Source organism: Ampullimonas aquatilis (assembly GCF_049675895.1).
Classification (GTDB): Bacteria; Pseudomonadota; Gammaproteobacteria; order Burkholderiales; family Burkholderiaceae_D; genus Ampullimonas; species Ampullimonas aquatilis.
In genome coordinates this window covers 836,457-854,882 of the sequence record NZ_CP183834.1, presented here as the reverse complement: position 1 = coordinate 854,882, position 18,426 = coordinate 836,457, and the positions used below count along the sequence as shown (strand labels likewise).

The following is an 18,426-nucleotide window of genomic DNA, read 5'->3' as shown; positions in this document are numbered from 1 at the left end:
ACTTACCTCATTTTCTAGTTTATTTGGACAATCTTCTTTGCCTCTTCCAAATTCGGAAGATCGGCTTTACTAGCCAATACTGCTTTCAGATATTTCTTGGCCTCCTCCTGTTTACCCTCCTTGTTTAAAGAAAGACCGAGGTGATATGCCAAAATGGGGGATTGCCCATTCGCTTCCACAGCCTTTCTGAGAATCGGCGTAGCATCCTGGTATCGGCCCATCTTGTAATAAATCCAACCGAGACTATCGAGGAATCCTGGGTTTGTTGAATCGGCAAAGTTCTTGGTTAAATCCAGTGCTTTTTCGAGGCTGGCAGGATCACCTTTCATGTCAGACAGCAGAAAAGCCAGGTTATTGGCAGCCGCTTGATCATCTGGATAAAGCTGATGCAACTCCTCATAGGCAGTAATAGCAAGATCATACTTTCCTAATCTCGATAACCACTCTGCTTTGGTAGAAAGTAAATCATGATTCTGATTATTTACTTCCAGTCCACGATCCAGAACAGAAATTGCCTTATCCAGATTACCTTTCTTAGAATAAAGTCTTGCCAGGCCAAGATACGATGATGTAAATCGCTTATCTTTGGATATGGCTGATTCATACTTAGCTTCGGCAAGCTGTACATCATCGCTAGCGACGGCTAATTCGGCCAGCATCTGTTCATAAAGTGGATTTTCTGGCTGCTTTGATTGTCCAGCAAGAATCCTGGTCTCGGCTTCCTTGTATTTTTTCTGACTGACAAGAAGTGACACAGCACTAGACAAAACATCCACTGCTTGGGGTGATATTTTTAATGCATTGTCAAATTCAGCCAAAGCAAGATCCGGCTTCTTTTGAGAAAAGTACAACTCACCAAGACGAAAATAACCAATCGGACTATTTGGAAGTTGCTCTTTTAATGCCTTCAATGTCATTTCGGCGCCATTAAAATCTTTTTCCTGTATCTGAATGGCTGATTTGACTTCATAGGCACGCACACTACCAGGGAGATTTTTAATCACTTCATCGACCTCTTTGATTGCCTGTGCACGATCATTATTTGAAGCGAAATAACTGGCTGCCAAGTAACGAATATCAGCGTTTGTTGGAAAGAGTTTGACAGAATCAGTTACAAGCTCACGCGCCAATTGAGGTTCCTTATTAGCAATGTGCGCTTGAGCAAGCAGTGAAATGACCTTTGTTGAACCACGTTGATCTTTTAGCACGGCTCTCAAATCATCAATCGCATCTTTATATCTAGTCTGACTGATGGCAATTTGAGCTCGGCTCATAAGAGCCGAATCGTCACGAGGATTGGCAACCAGAACTTCGTTTAAAAGTGATAAAGCGCCCTTAACATCACCTTGATTTAATTTATTGCCAGCCAAAATATTTTTAGCCTTTAATCCGGATGGACCGCCCTTATCCAAATCCTTGATGGTCTCCACCACTTTTATTGCATCTGCCTGACGACCAGTTTCTCTGTATAACTCCGCTAAAGTGAATCTGATTGCGAAATCTTTAGGCCGCGCATCAATGATTTTTTTAAGTTCGGTCTCAGCCACTTCTTTACTTCGTTTAGCAGACAGAAACTGCGCCAAGATAATATAGCGATCACTGTCATCAGACTCCGCTTTGATTGACTTTCTGAGTACATTCTCAGCCTGATCAAGCTTGCCCTGGTTCACATAATATAAAGACCATTGCCTCCACAAATCACTATTTTTAGGCGCAATATCGGCAGCACGCTCATAATATTCTTCTACTTTGCTATCCTGTTTAAGACGATTACTAACGTCAGCTGCCACCTCGAGTAGTTTGATATTTTTAGGCTCACTTTTAAGCCCTCGCTCCAGCAAAGCCAGTGACTCTTGATTATTCTGCTGATTAGCATAGAGGCCAGATGCCAGTAAAATGACATCGACACTCAAATCTTGTTGATTAATAATTGATTTTTTTACAATGGACATAGCCTCATCTGCATGCCCTGTTTTTGCCAGAAATGCGGCCCTTAATGCCTTACCCTCAATATGATTGGCATCAATAGCTTCAATTTGCTGAATTGTTTTTTCTGCCTCATTAACATCACCAACCAGTAAATAAATCTTTGCCAAACCTGCCATCGCGGCAATAAAACCAGGCTTCAATTCGATCGCCTTTTGATAAGCACTATATGCTTTTGGAAACTCCGATCGAGACTCTTCGATCTGCGCTGCAAGTAAGTAACCATCTGCATTTTTAGGATCAATCTGCAGCACATTTCTGACTTCCAATCCGGCTTTGATCAAATCTGACTGTTGAAGAAATTTCTTACCTTTATCCAGATGCGATTGCATCTTACTTTCTTTGGTTCCACAACCGACCAGCAAGAACAGAGCAATCAAGAGTAAAGATAATGTTTTGGTTTTCATATAGCGTTTTTTTAACTAGTTATTAGCAAAGCGAGTGCGAAAGTCCTGATAGGCATTAGCAATACCTGATTCAAAATCGGTATCAGCTTGCCATCCGAGTTGATGCAAGCGTGAAACATCCAGAAGTTTTCTTGGTGTCCCGTCCGGTTTACTGGTATCAAATTCAATTTCACCATCGAATCCAACTACTTTTTTGACAACATGAGCCAGATCAGCGATCGTAATGTCGTGACCAACTCCAATATTGAGACACTCACCAATATCAGCGGCATGAATTTTTTCCATGACAAACACGCAAGCGCTTGCCAGATCATTGGAATGCATGAATTCTCGACTAGGTTTGCCTGATCCCCAAACAATCATGCTTTTTTTACCCTCGACCTTGGCTTCATGTGCCTTACGAATCAAGGATGGCAAAACATGGGATGTCAAAGGATCGTAGTTATCACCGGGACCATAGAGATTGGTCGGCATGAGGCTGATGAAGTTAGTACCGTATTGTCGGTTGTACGCTTTGCACATTTTGATGCCAGCTAACTTGGCAATGGCATAGGCTTCATTGGTTGGCTCCAATGCGCCATTCAAAAGATATTCTTCTTTGATTGGCTGCGGTGCCATTTTTGGATAAATGCAACTTGATCCCAGAAATATCAGTTTTTCAACTTGATATTTCTGGGCAGCTTCCATCACATTGCCCTGAATGAGTAAGTTTTGCTGAATGAAATCGACTGGATATTGATCATTAGCCAAAATTCCGCCAACCTTAGCTGCCGCTAAAAAAACCATCTTGGGCTGCATACGCTTAAAGTAAGTATCAACAGCTTGTCGATCAGTCAGATCGAGCTCTTGGCGGTTGGCCAATAAGAGGTTGGTATATCCTTCTGCCAATAGCTTTTTGGTAATGGCTGAACCTGCCAGGCCTCGATGCCCTGCAACAAAAATCGGCTTGAATTTAGGATCGATCCTACTCATGATAGCTAAATGCCTTATAGCCTTCTTTAACAATCAATGCATCACGCTTGGCTTGACTCAAGTCTTCGCGAACCATTTCGCTCACCAATTCGCTAAAACGCACTTTGGGTGTCCAACCCAGCTTTTCTTTGGCCTTGGATGGATCACCAAGCAATGTTTCAACTTCAGTCGGGCGGAAATAGCGTGGGTCAACCGCAACGATTTTTTTACCATCGACACCGTAGCCGCAAGAGTTCACACCCTCACCTTGCCAATTGATGACCATATCCAACTCTTCAGCTGCTGCTGTCACAAATTCACGCACAGTATGCTGCTCACCAGTGGCAATCACAAAGTCTTCGGCTTGCTCTTGTTGCAACATCATCCATTGCATTTCCACATAATCCTTGGCGTGGCCCCAATCCCTACGCGCATCCAAATTACCAAGGAATAAACAATCTTGCAGTCCCAGCTTAATACGTGCCAAGGCACGAGTAATTTTTCTCGTTACAAAGGTTTCGCCACGCAGTGGCGACTCATGATTGAAAAGAATACCGTTACAGGCGTACATGCCATACGCTTCCCGGTAATTGACAGTAATCCAATAGGCATACAGCTTGGCAACGGCATAAGGCGAGCGTGGATAAAACGGTGTTGTTTCTTTTTGCGGAATCTCTTGTACCAAACCATACAACTCGGATGTCGATGCCTGGTAAAAACGCGTTTTCTTTTCCATACCCAAAATTCGAATCGCCTCAAGCACGCGCAGCGTACCGATACCATCCGCATTAGCGGTGTATTCAGGCTCCTCAAATGACACGGCCACATGGCTTTGTGCAGCAAGGTTATAAATTTCGTCGGGTTGGACTTGCTGAATAATACGAATGAGCGATGTTGAATCGGTCATGTCGCCATAATGAAGAATGAAGCGACGATCTTCATCATGCGGATCTTTATATAGATGGTCGATCCTCGCCGTATTAAACAAAGATGAACGGCGCTTGATACCATGAACGATATAGCCCTTTTCCAAAAGCAACTCAGCCAAATAAGCACCATCCTGGCCGGTAATCCCCGTTATCAATGCTACGCGTTGGTTCATCATGACATCCTTGATTTAAATTGAATTGTTGAGCGCACTAGTTAATCGTCTCACCAGGAATAAAATCTCCCAGCAACGGACCAGCTTCATTGAAGAAATTCTGTAGGCGTAAATCACCCTCTTTCGGATCCTCACCAGGTTTTAACGTCGTGATCAGTCTTACCATGGCACCATCAGTACGATGCATGCTCATCGCATCTCTCAATATCGCCCACTTGACTAACACCTCATTGGTCATTGCGTGGCCTCGCTGCTGAAACCAGTAATAGACCAGCTGACGCGCTTCACCATGATGGATGATGGTGCGATTAACCGATATCTTGCCGATTGATGCTGCACCATTAATTTCTATCGGCTTGATGTCACTGAGTTCCCAACCGCCGCCTGGCAAGCAGGTTTTAGGCGAATGACTGGATTGACCATTACTTTGTGATTCGTAATAGGCTACATAAAAATTCACCGGCATCTCGTTGTTACGAGTGAAATTAATCAACGCATAATCCGTCACTGCTAGAGCATTGAGAGTTTCACGATCCAACTGATCCGGATGACCAAGCCAATCATTGTTGAGCAGCAATGGAAATTCAAGAAATGGTTTTCGTTTAGGCTTGATCTCGTCTTGACCACCTTGCACAAGCTGAAATCCCCAAAAAACCAAGAGCAAAACAAGTGCAATCATCAAAGGTTTTATATTTTTGATACCGTTACCAGAATTCAAATTTGCATTACTAGCAGCTGCACCATCCAAACCAAACACATCAAAGAAATGGACTTGTGGATTATCGATTTTTGCCAAAATCGCCATTTCAACCAAAAGCAAGGCCATGCAAATCATGAACATGAACCAGCCTTCAAAGTCATGCAGCAAACCCTTGGCCATCTCTTCACCCCAATACTCAACCGTAATGCCAATCAAGCCAATACGCACGCTATTGACCAATACGGTGATGGGAATGGCAGAAAACAGTACCAGCCATTTTTTCCATGCCTTATCTTTAAAGAGATAAGTCGCAATAACGGCCAGCGCCATCAATGGAAAGAGATAACGCAAGCCACTACAGGCGTCGACGACCTGCAATTTCATTGCGCCTAAATCAATGACATTGCCTTCCAGGTGGACCGAAATATCAAACAATCGAATAATCTGTACACCGATTTGTGACGACAATAATTGCAGATCTGACGAGATACTCTTGAGCAAGAATTGCGGCAGCGGAATCATGAACAACAGAATCAGCATGGGGATCATAATGAGTCTGAAACCATTAGTCCCAACCACACAGATTGCGACGGCAAAAATACCCAACACAAAACCATACTGAATCAACAAACGCACCGCACTCAATGAGCCAATCAGACAAAGCGAGAGCGAAAATATCAACAAAACCACGCCAGCATAAGTATGTTTAGGAGTTTGCCCCAATAAAAGATGACGCTTTTCCCACACCAAATAAAGCGTGATGAATGGAATCAGATAGCCGTAGCTGTATTCTTCGAGCGTGTCCCATATCTGCACCATATATCGCAGGCCGGTTTCATGGGTTGCAATCAACAGCAAAATCGCCAGAACAATGCCAGCAAGCGACAGACCGATTAGCGGTTTACTGTTATTGCCAATATTGGAAAAAATGGCTGACATGTGGACTCATGATTATTCGGACAGAGCCGCACAGAATAGCCATCTTTTATGACAAGCAGATTTCATTCATATGAACAGTGGGGCATGCAGGGTAATTAGCAAAAATTGATCATGACGTATAGACAGGAGTGAGAATGTCAATAAATCGTCATAAATATTTAATATAGTTATCGACTGTTAACCAGCGAATGACGACAGTGATAATTCAGGGAAATGATCCATACATCCAAGCATCCTTTTCCTTATCGAACCGATTATTGAGAATGCTTTGGGGTATTACCTGGCTTTTACTCTTTAAGCCATCCCCCCGAATTTGCCATAGCTGGCGGGCTTTTTTGCTTCGATTATTTGGTGCCAAGCTGGGCGTTCATGTGCATGTCTATCCATCTGCAAAAATTTGGGCACCCTGGAACCTGGTAATAGGTAATCATGTGGGTATTGCTGATGGGGCAACCGTTTACAGCATGGCACTGATTCAGATTGGCGATTATTGTGTGATTTCACAAGGCGCGCACTTGTGTGCCGGTAGCCATGATATTGATTCTGTCAATTTTCAACTCATTGCCGCACCAATTGTCATTTCGCCGTATACCTGGGTTTGTGCTGAAGCCTTTATTGGCCCTCGTGTCAGCATCGCCGAGGGTTGCGTACTGGGTGCACGCGCGGTCGTGATGAAGTCTATTGATCAAGTCTGGAGCGTATGGGCTGGCAATCCTGCTCAATTCAAGCGCGAGCGTCGCCCCGCAGCCAAGCATGCAGCAAATTCAAACCACTGATAGTAAAGAAGAGTGCAATATGATTTCAATCATGGTCATGACCAAAAACGAGGAAATGAATCTTCCGGGCTGTTTGGCCAGCATTGCCTGGTGCGATGATATTCACCTCTATGACTCTTATTCAACTGATAACACGGTCGTCATTGCGCAAGCAGCAGGCGCTCACATTACACAAAGACATTTTGATAATTGGTCTGCACATCAAAATTGGGGGCTACGTAATATTCCATTCAAACATGAGTGGGTTTTTTATATTGATGCCGATGAAAGAATGACCAAGGAACTGGCTGATCATCTGCTCGGCATTAGTCAAACCAGTTCGCCACACGCAGCCTATCGATTGCAACGTCGTGACTTCTTTATGGGTACCTGGCTCAAGCATGTTCAAGCCTCGCCTTTTTTCATGCGCTTTTTCAAGCCAGAAAAAATGCGCTTTGAACGGCTGGTCAATCCCATTTCCATACCCGATGGCTCGGTTGGTGAAGTCAGTGGTTATCTGGATCACTATCCGTTCAGCAAAGGTATATCGCAATGGCTAGAACGTCATAACAGCTACAGCACGTTTGAAGCACAACAAATCGTCAGCGCAGCAGATAAACAAAAATTCAGTTTGGTGAAAGCCTTTACCGCCAAAGACTTCAGCGAGCGACGCTTTCATCAAAAAGAATTATTTTATCGCTTGCCTGGCCGACCATTGGTCAAGTTTCTGGCGTTGTATTTGGTCAAACGGGGATTTTTGGACGGTAAGGCAGGCTTTACCTATGCGCTGCTACAGTCAATATATGAATACATGATTCAAATCAAGACTGAAGAATTACGCCAATCAAACTCAACTCTGCAAACCAAAACGGCTTAATACTGGGATGGTGTATTTATTTTTAACTATATAAAACGCACCTAACAAGCCAAATAATCAATATACTCCAATTATTTTAATGATAAATGCTGCTGCTTGTGATGGGCAATGCACTGGTTCGCAACGCCGACAAGAGTCGTTCTTTGAGCAAGACTTGCTCAACATAATTCATGGTTTCTGGATAAGGTGGCACCGCCTTGTTATGCTTGTACACGGCATTAATTCCGGCGTTATAGGCAGCCAGGGCCAGACGTTTATCACCATCAAACTGCGCCAGCAGATATTTAAGATGGCGACTCCCTGCCATGATATTTGAATGCATATCAAAGGCATCAACCACACCATATTGCGCAGCGAGTGTTGGCATTAATTGCATCAACCCCTTCGCACCCTTTCGGGAAATGGCATATTGATCAAACGCTGACTCAACCGAAACTACGGCCTCGACCAACGGGCTTGGCAAACCAACTAGCTGGCTGGTATTTTGAATGACCGACTGAATCTTTTTGACATCGGCCACGCCAACCTTATAAGCCGATCTGGTCGAACCGATCGGCTTAACAACTTCGATGGCGCGTCGATCAATCAATATCTTGTAACGCTGATCTTCTGGCACATTGGAAAGATTGGTCACACCGGCTTCATCTTCAAATGCATAGATACGGTCGTAAGCGGCGCAATATGGCATGTCAGCAAACATGCCACAACCAATTGCCAAGAAAGCAATTGACAGCAGTGATCGTTGCTTCATAGCCAGTAGGCGAGTCACTGATGCTTAAATCTTAACCATGCTGCACAGTGGACTTGTTCATAATCGTGCCAATTACATTAAATGGTGCCAGCAGCTCGGCCGCATTTTCCAGTTCTTGCTTGGTTGTCTCACCTTCGGCAACCACCACCAAAACACAATCCACCTTGGGTAAAAAGCTCAAGGTATCCGCCGTGGTCAGTAATGGTGGCAAATCAAAAATAATGAATCGATCGCGATAACGTGTTTTTAATTCCTGAATCAACTCTTCTGTTGCATCGGTTGCCAACAGCTCGGCAGAATTCATGACTGGCTTGCCGGAAGGCAACAACACCAAACGGTTTATCCCAGGATTGATAAACAAGCCATTGAGCGGTTTTGAGTCGAGCAAGTAATCACTCAGGCCCGGCATATCTTCAATGCCAAACACCGATTGAATACCCGATTTGGTCAGATCTGCATCAACCAATAAAACCGTTTTATCCAACTCCGCCGCAAGACACAAAGCCAGATTGGTAGCCGTGATGGTTTTGCCAACACCAGGTCCAGGGCTGATGATCGCTAAGGAATTCCAGCCCTGCTTCTTCATCTTCTGCACAATCTGTACGCGCAACAACTTGAAAGCTTCAGATAAAGGTGAGCGATCCATTTTGACAATACCATGCACATTGGCAAGATGCTGGGCGCACGACTTCATCACCTTGGTTTCAGAATAAGCAATATTTTTTAGCTTGCTGGATTGCTTGGCAGTAGCCTGTCCATGTGCTACGGCATCATGTTGGATTGCTTGTGGCTGAACCGGCTTCGTCTGATGAGCGGCATAAGCACTACTGGCCTGAATTGGCGTGACACTACCGACTTCCTTAGCAAGGTCTTGAATGATTTGTTCAGGCAATTCTTCATCCATATCACGAGCCAGGGTCGGCTCTTTCAAACTTCTTGCAGGCTTGCTGACGGAAACCGAAGCGGCTTTTTGTTGACGAATATTTTCCATCAACATCTGACGCAAACGATCTAGCGATGTGGTTTCTTTACGTTGGGAAAACATATAATCACCTATCTTACTAAATGGGTATGCGACGAACCAAACCATACCAAAGCACATCAAGCGGCATGTAGAAAAAATTCACAACCAACAGCAATCCCAAGAACATCAGCAAGATCGCCGCAGCAATAGCATACCTACGCAACTTTCTTTTCTTAACTTCGTCAGGCCTGATTTGTAGTGGTACCACACTTAAAACAGGCACATTAAGAATTCGCATCACCTCACGACTGCTTCGCACCGATTGATCCAGGGCCTCACGAATACCGCCGGCACCAATTCCACCAACCAATGAGAAGATAAAACCAATCAAAATAATTTGAACACGATTAGGACTGGCCGCCTTTTCTGGAAACTGAGGTGGATCAATCAGTGTGAATCTTTCTGACTTGCTATCTTTCTCCATTTGCTGAGCAACATCTGCCTGTTGCTGTTTGGCCTTCACTTCCCTAAACCTCAATGTGGCTGCTTCCAGCTCGCGTGCCAACTCAAAATAGTCTTTTTCAACTTCAGGTGCCTGTTGCAGACGAGCCTCATAAAGGCTCAGCTTCTGACGTAACTCATTTTTGAGATTCAAAGTTGAACGAATCTCTGACTCGGCAGATTCAAGTTGCGCCTTGAAAGTGAGATAAGTCGGATTATCCGCTTCACTATCTTTAGCGCGATTACTTTTATTGGCCATGCCTTGCAACTCAAGCGCAGAAATTGAACGCTTGAGTTTTTGCACATCAGGATGATCATCTGAGTAGCGCTGCTTCAATTCTTCCAGACTCGCCTGCAATTGCTTTTTCTTTTCAGAAAAATCGTCTGAGCTATCGTCACCGACTTCCTGCTTCAACGCCTCAATTTCACGTCGTATACGTCTGATATCCGGATGATCATTACTATAGGTGCTAGTCAGAATCGCCAACTGCGACTTTAATGACTTGAGACGATCCTTTGGTTCCAGAACGGTATGATCTCCATTGGCACTCGTAATCGGATTGTTGGGCTTAATGGAAGCCAATTGTCCTTCAAGATAGATTTTCCGCTCTTGTAACGACATCAGCTGACGATCCAGCTGCATCATTTCCGAGTCAGCCCGTTCACTCATCTGCTGATTAATCCCGTTCAACTCAGGCAACTTGCCCTGATTTTTGCGTTTGAATTCTGATATTTTTTTACTGATAGATTCGATTTGCTTGGATAAGCGATCGGCTTCATCACCAAGAAAGGAAGAGGCCTCCTCGGCTTTTTGCTGACGATTTTTCAAGTTTTCATTCAAAAACAAACTCACCAATTCATTGGCGATCTTTTGTGCATTGGCAGCACTATCGTTATCAAATGTCAACGAGAAGGCAATCGTCGATTTGGTTTGAGTACCACTTTTACGGTCCGTCACTTCGGCACTAATTGGCGTCAACTTGATGTTCTCACGCATGGTAGTGAGAATCTCCTCGCTGGTTTTGTAGCGACGCGCTTTTTCATAGAGGCCATATTTATCGATCATCTGCATGAGCACAGCACGTGTCATCACCTGCTGGCTAATCACCTGCATCCGCTCATCCGCAAAGCTGGTGACAGTAGAGCGCACCAGATCTTGTGGGATTTCCTGTTCCTGAATCAGAATGGTCGCCGAAGAACGATAAACAGATGGCAGTAAAAATGCCAATAGCACTGCAACAGTAAAAATCATTGCAGCAACCAAACCAATTAATAAGCGTCGGCGCTTGAATACACTTAGATATTCTGCAATGGACAGACCCGACTCATCTTCATTGCTCATGGCATAAGCTGGGCTCATGGTTTCCGTATATCCTGACATGGTGATCCTAAACCCTCTCTATCGAAAACTTCTAATTTCATTCCAGTTTTTTCTCAACTGGACATAAAACACATTCTGCGATGGACCATTTTCCCGCTTCTGGAGACGCAGCCCGGACTCTACATTGACAGTCTCAAATGCTTGCCAATTTAAATTGAGCGACGTAGAAAGAAACTTGGTAGGTGCTGCACCTGACAGTCCAATATAGCTACTCTCCAATTTAGAAATACCAAATCCCAATGACAGGTTTGTGTCCAGCTGTTTATTCATTGAAAAACGATAGTTATCTGTAAGTAATAAGGCATTAGCGCCGCTTGGATTGAGCGTTCTGGAATATGCAATTTGGTATCCCAAAGTTTCATTCCATTTGTAATCAAGAGAACCATTCAAAATTGATCCATAGCTTTTACTTGTCTCCTCTTTTTTCTCTAGAGGTATATCGCAAAAAAAATATCCATTCAAAATTTCAATATGATTATTTGGACAAATAGATTGAGTCCTTTTGTTGTCGGAAACAAAACGGCCAACCTGCAAATTCATCGTCATCCACTCATCAAAGGTATGATCCCAACCTAAAGTTAGATTCGTCGTATCAGATTTCAATGAATTATTTGCCAAATCATAATATGATTGGCTAAACGTTCCGCTAACGATATCGGACTCATTCAGTGCATATTGCAAGGAGTCGCTAACCACGTAATATCGATAATCACTGGTTGAAAGTGAACCACTATAATTCACTTGAGCAAAGGAAACTGAAAAGCTGTTTTTCATTCGTTCAGTCAAATCATGTATCCATGAACCACTCAAGGAAAGAGACTTTCTGTCTTGTAAAGACAATGGAATACCAGTTAATTTGAGTTCGGTGCTCAGGGTAGAATCTTTCAGATAGCCCGCACTGAACTGAAAACTGTCACGGTCCATTTTCAAAACCGTACTCAGCATCAAATTCATATCATTACGGTCTGATGCCTCACTACCAGTCAATTTATATGAAGTCACAGAAGCGGTTGCTGAGGTGCTAGCGCTTTCGGTGTTTCTTGACAATGACAACGATGGCTTTAAAGACAAAACTTCAATACTGTCATGCGGACCACTCGTAAACCGATAATTGGTATTGTGCTCAAGTTTGCTTTCAATGGCACCATCAAGGCGCGTTTCCTGTGCAACTGCATTTGTCATGTTAGCGAGTACGACAAACGCAATGCAGAATTGAAATAACCGCATCAAGAGAGGTTCAAGGAACCAGTAACACATCGCCACTACGCAGAATAATATTCTGCTCCATTGCCTTGCCCTTTTGTACCTTGGAATATTCAAAAGGAATTGAAACTGACTTACCACCGGTCTTGCGCATGATATGAATATCATCTTCAGTGGCATAAGGGGTCAAACCACCGGCCATACTCAGTGCCTGCAGTACATTCAGGTTACGGCCAACCGAATACTCGCCTGGCTTCTGCACTCTGCCCAAAACATAAACACGATAACTGGCCACTTTCATGATGGCGACCGTTACCACTGGATCTGGGATGTACTTGCTGATACGCTCGGCAATTTCAGCCTGAATCTGTGATGATGTTTTACCGGCTGCATTAATCTCACCAGCCAAAGGAAAGTTGATTGAACCGTCCGGCTTGACCAGCACTTCTTTTTTCAGACTCTCTTCTTTCCAGACTGATATTTCCAGCACATCCTCGGCACCAACTCGATACTCTTCATCGTCGCTGACCTTGCTTGGTGTGGCCAAGTTCAAATTGACATTTCTATCTGTTAATAAAGACAAGTCTTTATCGGCTGCCATAGCGGCATCTGCCAACAAGCTACCCAGAAAAAATGCTACCACCATTTTTAACAAGTTTTTACGCATTGACCATCCAAAAGAATTATGCAGCGACATATCAACGATTGCCTGCCGGATTATCTGACTGATTACCAGCTTGACTATCAATGGTTTGCTCATCAATCTTCCCCTGATAATCCTGCACCAGATTAAACATCTCAACATCTTTGTACTGCAGGAATGGCTCACGTTGCTTGGCGGCATCCATTACTGATTTATTGCGATAACGATTCAATAAATCCTTGCCCAACATCACCAAACGTTGATTCTTGTCTTCACAGACCTCATTCAATTTGGATTTTTCATTTAATCGTGTTTGCAATGCCAAGTTCTGCTGAGTTTTGACCTTATTCGTCTCTTCCAGTTTGGCTTCTACCTCACTGAGGTTATTGGCACTCGATTTTTTCAATTCGGCCAATTGACTTTTCAAGTCGGCATTTTCTTTTTGCAAACTACCAATCTGGCTTTTAAAGCTGGCATTAGCAGTACGGGATAGTTTCTCATCCACGGCAATCTTTTCTGCTTCTTTCTTGCTGGCAGCCAATTCTTGCTCTTGATCGGTCAATTTTTTCTGCAAGGCCGCTTTTTCTGATTCAAGCTGACTTTTCTCTTCTGCAATTTTCTGCTGAAGCAATTGCATGCGTCGCGCCTCTTTAGCCTTGTCATCAGCCGCATACGCCCCATGACCAAGCATCAATAGTGCGGTCATTAAACTGATCAATGGTTTCATATTGGCAATTCCTGATTAGAAGCGCAGGTTGAGATCCAACTGCAGTACATCAATACCAAATGGCGGGCCTTCAATTGAGTCAGCACTCAAATAACGGAAATTGGCAAACGTATTCGGCGACAAACCATAGCTGCCACCAAGGAAATAACCCCGGGCGTTAGTGCCACCCAGATGGAAATCGCTATCCGTAAAGGCATCCAGCACAGCATCGCTTTCCACACGCTTGTAACCGGTATAAACCTGCCAGTCACCTTTGGCTTTGATCTCTGGCTTACCCAGAGCAAACCGCATTTGATAACCGATATTCTGTTTTTTGACTTCTGAACCAAAACGTGCCGACACGGCAGCTTGATCAAAGCCCAGATTTTTTACATAGTCAGCCGTAATCATGAACTGGTTATGATTAAATACCGGCACGTTGAGTGAGCCGGTCAAATTCAACAAATGATACTCAGAAGCTAAACCCTGAAGGGTTTTATCCGTTGTTGATGAAATGTTGTAATAGGTGTTACCCTTCTGCGTAAATCCAGGTGCAGTAAAGTAATTTAAGGAACTGCCATTAGGGCTGGTTTGACCAGTCACATTGGTGTATTTGTAATAACCAAGACCAACCTTACCCGTCATCTTATTCTCGGCCACCCAATCCACACCACCCTGCGCACCAAATAACCATTTGTCATGCTGTGACAATTCAACTTCCTGAATGGGATGAGCCCCCACGGTCACGAAACCACGCATATTCTGATTAATGATCGGGGTTGCCTGCACAGCCACACCATCAAAACCGAGATCAGGTGCCCACAGTAAATCAGTGCCATACCAGGGGTTGCCAAAGCGACCAGCAATCACATTCAACCATTCAACGGGATGATAGCGGATATAAGCTCGGTCAATCAGCGCTGAGTAATTATTGCCATAGTTACCCAAGGTCTGGTTTGCCGTTACCGGAGTACCTGCGCTACCGGTGGTAATCCTAAAACCAGCCATCCACTCTGGATCAAAACTCGTGGTCACACCTAAACGTGCACGTACCCGCATGCGATCTCGGCCCTCAGTGGAATTTAAAAACTTCTCCGTGCCACTACTATTGGTTGCATTCACATCGGTAAAGGCAACCGCGTTATTGCCATCAAACCCATCGTGCTGATAACGAATCCGCAGCTCGCCTTCCCACTTCATATTACGTACCCAATCAGGCACAGCACCAGGCCCAGCCCAACCCTCTTTTTTAGCCTGGTCTGCCAATTCCTTTTTAACTTCGTCCTTAATTTCCTTACGCACAAAGTCCGGTACATAAGGAACACGAACCGGTGCAGGTTTTTTCTCAACCGCTTCGGATTCACGAATCAAAGCATCTGCCTTGGATTTGGTAATGATGCCTTGCTCCACCAAAGTTTCAATCAAGCGTTTGGTCGCAAGTGGAATGGCTTCGCCTTCTGCATACACGGCAGTCGTCGATAAAGAAATCAATCCGATCAGGGTATACAGTGCAATATTTTTTTTCATGTCAATTGGCATACTTCTTATCAATAACAACAAAGACTGTCAGGTTGAGCTGGCTCATTCAGATACAACCTGGGCTTGCTTGATTCAAATACTGACCGACAAAGTCAGCCCATACAACTTAAGTTCGATTCGCCATACGCAAATGAATTTCACGCAGGTGTAGCGGTGGTATTTCGCGCAATGCTGGCATCTCCATCAAGGTGGTCTTGATCAGATCATCGGTTTGCTTGTCGCCGGTTGGGCTTTCCAGCTCAACCCGATCCACCTTGCCATTGGCCGATATCCAGACAATCACGCCCACTTTAAATTCCGTTTTGGCGAGATTGCGGTTTTTCATCAAATCCAGATAAAACTGCCGCTGCACCAGGCCTGTGTAGTAATTGCCACTACCACCACCAGTCGACAGAAAATCACGGCCACCTTTATTGCCGGCCAAACCAAAACCATCATTACCGGCACCTGCCTCAGCATCCACACCCAAAGGTTTATCCGAAGCGGGCTTGTTATCTGCGGGCTTGTCCTCGGCAGGTTTGGGTTGATCATCCTTGATTTCAGGAACCTTAACTTCATCTTTGATCTTGGGTGGCTCTGGCGGCTTTTCAGGCGGCTTGGGCGGTGGCGGAGGGGGTGGCGGCTTGAGCACCGATATCACCACCTGATTGGGTTTTTTATCGCTCTTGTTGCCAAGAAAACTACTCAAAGCAAAATAACCACCTACCAAAATAGCCACCAGCAATAACCCGATACCACCCTTGAGCAAATACCCTTTCATTGGATTGGACGACATAGACCGCCTTACTTGACCAATCTTTGCGTAACCAAGCCAAGCTGGGTAATTTCAAGCCGTCCCATCAGATCCAATACATCAATCACTTTTTCGTACTGAACCTTGGCATCACCTTTAATCACCACTGGAAAGCTTGGATTGACAGCTTTCAAATCACGCAGCTTCTGCTCAAGCTCCTGCAAGGTCACCGGATAGGTATCCAAAAAAATCTGACCATCATCACGCACCGTGATAGCCTTGGTCTGGGGTTTGGCCAAGCTGGGCGCAGCACTGGCCTTAGGCAGATTGACCTTGATACCCTGCACCGAAGCAGTGGTCATGATGATGAAAATCACCAGCAACACGTACGCCAAATCCAGCATGGGTGTCACGTTGATATCATCAATCGGCTTGAGTTCTGAAGAAACTTGCATGACTTACTCCTATTCACCTACTTGAATCAACGAGATTACAAAGAGTAGTTTTCAGCCAGTTTGGTAATGAATTCATCCAGAAACACTTGCATGTCAGAAGTGACATTCTTGATTTTGCTGGACAAGTAGTTATAGCCAAATAGAGAAGGAATTGCGACCGCCAGACCAGCTACCGTCGCCACCAGCGCAGCAGCAATACCAGGCGCAATCGCATTCACGTTCACATCACCCGCCGCCGCAATCGCCGCAAAGGTAATCATCACACCCACTACCGTGCCCAACAAACCAAGATAAGGACCACCAGCGATGGCAATACTCAATAACACCATCTGATTATTCAGGCGATGTGATTCACGGATATAACTGGCATCAATCGAGGCACGGATCGCCTGCATGGATTGCGGACTGATATTGCTCAGGTCTTTACCATTTTTGCGATAGGCATCAAAGCGATTCACCAGTTCTTGCGAACCAATATGAAAAATACGATACAAAGAAGAGTGCTGATATTCAGGCTTGGACAGCAAGCTCTTGGTGGCCGTCTTGCTATTTTTATAGGTAGTCAATTCTTCCAGCAGTTCATTGAAATTTTCTTTGAAGTGAGCATTGGCTTTTTCAATACGGCCAATAAAGAGTGCCTTGGTAATCATTACCGTGAAACTGATCAACATCATCACCATCAAAATACCAATTACAACCCAGCCATCAGTCGTCACCGAACCCAGCAGAATTTTTGCGTATGAAACCCCCTCACCTTCTTCGGCACCTTCAGCTGGTGCATAACTGATCAGCTTTTGATCTTGCCCTTGCCCCAAGGCAGTCAACTGCACCCAGGCAGCACCACGATCAGTAGAAGACAGTTGCACCTCATCAATCAAACCAGAGAAGCCCTGGCCAACCACAATCTTGCCCGACATGGCGGGTAACTGCGCAGGTGCTTTACCCATCTGAACACCATTCAAAAATAAAGCCACTTCATTTTTTGCAGTCATCGCCACATGGTTCCAGGCACCCGCAATCACCGGCACAGTAGCCGTCACTGACACACCACCCACACTCGCCATCAGCCTGTCACCATTGAGCCGTACAGACAATTGATTGGTGCCATCCACCTGACTAAATAAAACCGCATTCTGTGCACCAGCCTCCGGCTTAAACCACATCGAAACCGTCATACCTTTATCGGAATAAACGACCGCAGGTGCCGCCACCTCATATCTGGCAGAACCCGCAAAGGATAAGGCCGTACCGATCAAGCCAGCTGGATTTGGCAAGGCAGAAGAAGCAATACTGTTATTGGCAAAAGCACTGAAGTCTCTTGGTAGATCTTCTTTGTCACCAAAGTGGTTAACCAATAACTGGCTGGCGTCATAAGTCAGCTTAGGCTCTTCAGCAGCCCCGGCTTTTTCATTACCGTAATAGATCCAAACCGGGTCAGCCGCCACGCCTGGATTGATCTTGGGCATTTGTACCCAAACCAGCGCCAACTCATTTAAAGCATCAAATTTTTCAATATGAAATTTAAGCGGCGTCTTGTCATCGCCAGCCACAATGCGAATATCCGAACCATCGGCTTTGGCATCCACAAAACTGAAGTTACCGGTATGCAAGCGCAACAGCACTGGAACATTATCAGCAGCCCCGGCAATAGCAACGCCAGATGCTGCGGTGTTGATCCCAACATTCATGCGATGTGACCAATCGGGGTTCCACCAAGCCATTGCAGACTGAGAGATCAGTGCGGCGCATAGCCCAAGGGCGTAAACAATATTCTTCTTCATATGAGCAAGCCAACCTAATAATCATCGGGAGCTTGCTAGTTTGACGCTGAAA

The 18,426-nt window shown here is 44.8% G+C and carries 16 protein-coding genes; 2 read left to right on the top strand and 14 right to left on the bottom strand.

All coding sequences use genetic code 11. The annotated features are described in order from the left end of the window. Positions 1 to 14 precede the first annotated feature (14 nt). Genes ACMYR3_RS03905 through xrtD form a run of 4 tightly spaced genes read right to left on the bottom strand, consistent with a single transcriptional unit; the run spans position 15 to position 6,085 of the window. A complete protein-coding gene (locus ACMYR3_RS03905; protein WP_424194708.1) occupies positions 15 to 2,393 on the bottom strand; it encodes a tetratricopeptide repeat protein in 2,379 nt (792 codons plus the stop codon). 15 nt (positions 2,394 to 2,408) lie between these two features. Further along, positions 2,409 to 3,365 carry a GDP-L-fucose synthase family protein gene (locus ACMYR3_RS03900; RefSeq protein ID WP_424194706.1) on the bottom strand — a complete coding sequence of 319 codons (957 nt, stop codon included), beginning with the start codon at positions 3,363 to 3,365 and terminating at the stop codon, positions 2,409 to 2,411. After that, positions 3,358 to 4,446 carry a GDP-mannose 4,6-dehydratase gene (gmd, locus tag ACMYR3_RS03895; RefSeq protein WP_424196350.1) on the bottom strand — a complete coding sequence of 363 codons (1,089 nt, stop codon included), beginning with the start codon at positions 4,444 to 4,446 and terminating at the stop codon, positions 3,358 to 3,360. The genes ACMYR3_RS03900 and gmd overlap by 8 nt, the downstream gene beginning before the upstream one ends. Before the next feature lie 37 nt (positions 4,447 to 4,483). After that, entirely contained in the window at positions 4,484 to 6,085 is a 1,602-nt protein-coding gene (gene xrtD / locus ACMYR3_RS03890) for a VPLPA-CTERM-specific exosortase XrtD (RefSeq protein ID WP_424194704.1), read from the bottom strand. A 335-nt stretch (positions 6,086 to 6,420) separates the two neighbouring features. Here xrtD and ACMYR3_RS03885 point away from each other — a divergent pair, with 335 nt between their 5' ends. After that, positions 6,421 to 6,861: a putative colanic acid biosynthesis acetyltransferase gene (locus ACMYR3_RS03885; protein WP_424194702.1), complete on the top strand. Its 441-nt coding sequence runs from the start codon at positions 6,421 to 6,423 to the stop codon at positions 6,859 to 6,861. Next, positions 6,839 to 7,717, top strand: a complete 879-nt coding sequence (locus ACMYR3_RS03880; protein WP_424194700.1) for a glycosyltransferase family 2 protein — start codon at positions 6,839 to 6,841, stop codon at positions 7,715 to 7,717. Before ACMYR3_RS03885 ends, ACMYR3_RS03880 begins: the two co-directional genes overlap by 23 nt. A gap of 76 nt (positions 7,718 to 7,793) precedes the next feature. On the opposite strand, the gene ACMYR3_RS03875 is transcribed toward ACMYR3_RS03880, so the two are convergent. From ACMYR3_RS03875 to ACMYR3_RS03830, 10 genes are all read right to left on the bottom strand, one after another. Further along, positions 7,794 to 8,417, bottom strand: coding sequence for a lytic transglycosylase domain-containing protein (locus tag ACMYR3_RS03875; RefSeq protein WP_424194697.1), 624 nt, complete (start codon positions 8,415 to 8,417; stop codon positions 7,794 to 7,796). Positions 8,418 to 8,499: 82 nt separating this feature from the next. Continuing rightward, entirely contained in the window at positions 8,500 to 9,513 is a 1,014-nt protein-coding gene (locus ACMYR3_RS03870; RefSeq protein WP_424194695.1) for a CpsD/CapB family tyrosine-protein kinase, read from the bottom strand. 16 nt (positions 9,514 to 9,529) lie between these two features. After that, entirely contained in the window at positions 9,530 to 11,314 is a 1,785-nt protein-coding gene (locus ACMYR3_RS03865; protein ID WP_424194693.1) for a GumC family protein, read from the bottom strand. Between the two features lie 18 nt (positions 11,315 to 11,332). Beyond that, positions 11,333 to 12,496 carry a hypothetical protein gene (locus ACMYR3_RS03860; protein ID WP_424194691.1) on the bottom strand — a complete coding sequence of 388 codons (1,164 nt, stop codon included), beginning with the start codon at positions 12,494 to 12,496 and terminating at the stop codon, positions 11,333 to 11,335. 55 nt (positions 12,497 to 12,551) lie between these two features. Continuing rightward, positions 12,552 to 13,184, bottom strand: a complete 633-nt coding sequence (locus tag ACMYR3_RS03855; protein WP_424194689.1) for a polysaccharide biosynthesis/export family protein — start codon at positions 13,182 to 13,184, stop codon at positions 12,552 to 12,554. 31 nt (positions 13,185 to 13,215) lie between these two features. Further along, complete coding sequence (locus ACMYR3_RS03850; RefSeq protein WP_424194687.1) at positions 13,216 to 13,887, bottom strand: hypothetical protein; 672 nt, start codon at positions 13,885 to 13,887, stop codon at positions 13,216 to 13,218. Between the two features lie 15 nt (positions 13,888 to 13,902). Continuing rightward, complete coding sequence (locus tag ACMYR3_RS03845) at positions 13,903 to 15,393, bottom strand: putative porin (protein WP_424194685.1); 1,491 nt, start codon at positions 15,391 to 15,393, stop codon at positions 13,903 to 13,905. Between the two features lie 118 nt (positions 15,394 to 15,511). Then, positions 15,512 to 16,180, bottom strand: coding sequence for a hypothetical protein (locus ACMYR3_RS03840; protein WP_424194683.1), 669 nt, complete (start codon positions 16,178 to 16,180; stop codon positions 15,512 to 15,514). Positions 16,181 to 16,188: 8 nt separating this feature from the next. Beyond that, complete coding sequence (locus tag ACMYR3_RS03835; RefSeq protein WP_424194681.1) at positions 16,189 to 16,593, bottom strand: ExbD/TolR family protein; 405 nt, start codon at positions 16,591 to 16,593, stop codon at positions 16,189 to 16,191. A gap of 35 nt (positions 16,594 to 16,628) precedes the next feature. Next, on the bottom strand, positions 16,629 to 18,374 hold the full coding sequence (locus ACMYR3_RS03830; RefSeq protein ID WP_424194680.1) for a DUF2341 domain-containing protein: 1,746 nt from the start codon (positions 18,372 to 18,374) through the stop codon (positions 16,629 to 16,631). Positions 18,375 to 18,426: the final 52 nt, after the last annotated feature.

Excerpts from the sequence above, each read along its gene's own strand:
- ACMYR3_RS03905 (WP_424194708.1), bottom strand. The coding sequence starts at position 2,393 with ATGAAAACCAAAACATTATCTTTACTCTTGATTGCTCTGTTCTTGCTG.
- ACMYR3_RS03900 (WP_424194706.1), bottom strand. The coding sequence starts at position 3,365 with ATGAGTAGGATCGATCCTAAATTCAAGCCGATTTTTGTTGCAGGGCAT.
- gmd (WP_424196350.1), bottom strand. The coding sequence starts at position 4,446 with ATGAACCAACGCGTAGCATTGATAACGGGGATTACCGGCCAGGATGGT.
- xrtD (WP_424194704.1), bottom strand. The coding sequence starts at position 6,085 with ATGTCAGCCATTTTTTCCAATATTGGCAATAACAGTAAACCGCTAATC.
- ACMYR3_RS03880 (WP_424194700.1), top strand. The coding sequence starts at position 6,839 with ATGCAGCAAATTCAAACCACTGATAGTAAAGAAGAGTGCAATATGATT.
- ACMYR3_RS03875 (WP_424194697.1), bottom strand. The coding sequence starts at position 8,417 with ATGTTTGCTGACATGCCATATTGCGCCGCTTACGACCGTATCTATGCA.
- ACMYR3_RS03870 (WP_424194695.1), bottom strand. The coding sequence starts at position 9,513 with ATGTTTTCCCAACGTAAAGAAACCACATCGCTAGATCGTTTGCGTCAG.
- ACMYR3_RS03865 (WP_424194693.1), bottom strand. The coding sequence starts at position 11,314 with ATGTCAGGATATACGGAAACCATGAGCCCAGCTTATGCCATGAGCAAT.
- ACMYR3_RS03860 (WP_424194691.1), bottom strand. The coding sequence starts at position 12,496 with ATGACAAATGCAGTTGCACAGGAAACGCGCCTTGATGGTGCCATTGAA.
- ACMYR3_RS03855 (WP_424194689.1), bottom strand. The coding sequence starts at position 13,184 with ATGCGTAAAAACTTGTTAAAAATGGTGGTAGCATTTTTTCTGGGTAGC.
- ACMYR3_RS03850 (WP_424194687.1), bottom strand. The coding sequence starts at position 13,887 with ATGAAACCATTGATCAGTTTAATGACCGCACTATTGATGCTTGGTCAT.
- ACMYR3_RS03845 (WP_424194685.1), bottom strand. The coding sequence starts at position 15,393 with ATGAAAAAAAATATTGCACTGTATACCCTGATCGGATTGATTTCTTTA.
- ACMYR3_RS03840 (WP_424194683.1), bottom strand. The coding sequence starts at position 16,180 with ATGTCGTCCAATCCAATGAAAGGGTATTTGCTCAAGGGTGGTATCGGG.
- ACMYR3_RS03835 (WP_424194681.1), bottom strand. The coding sequence starts at position 16,593 with ATGCAAGTTTCTTCAGAACTCAAGCCGATTGATGATATCAACGTGACA.
- ACMYR3_RS03830 (WP_424194680.1), bottom strand. The coding sequence starts at position 18,374 with ATGAAGAAGAATATTGTTTACGCCCTTGGGCTATGCGCCGCACTGATC.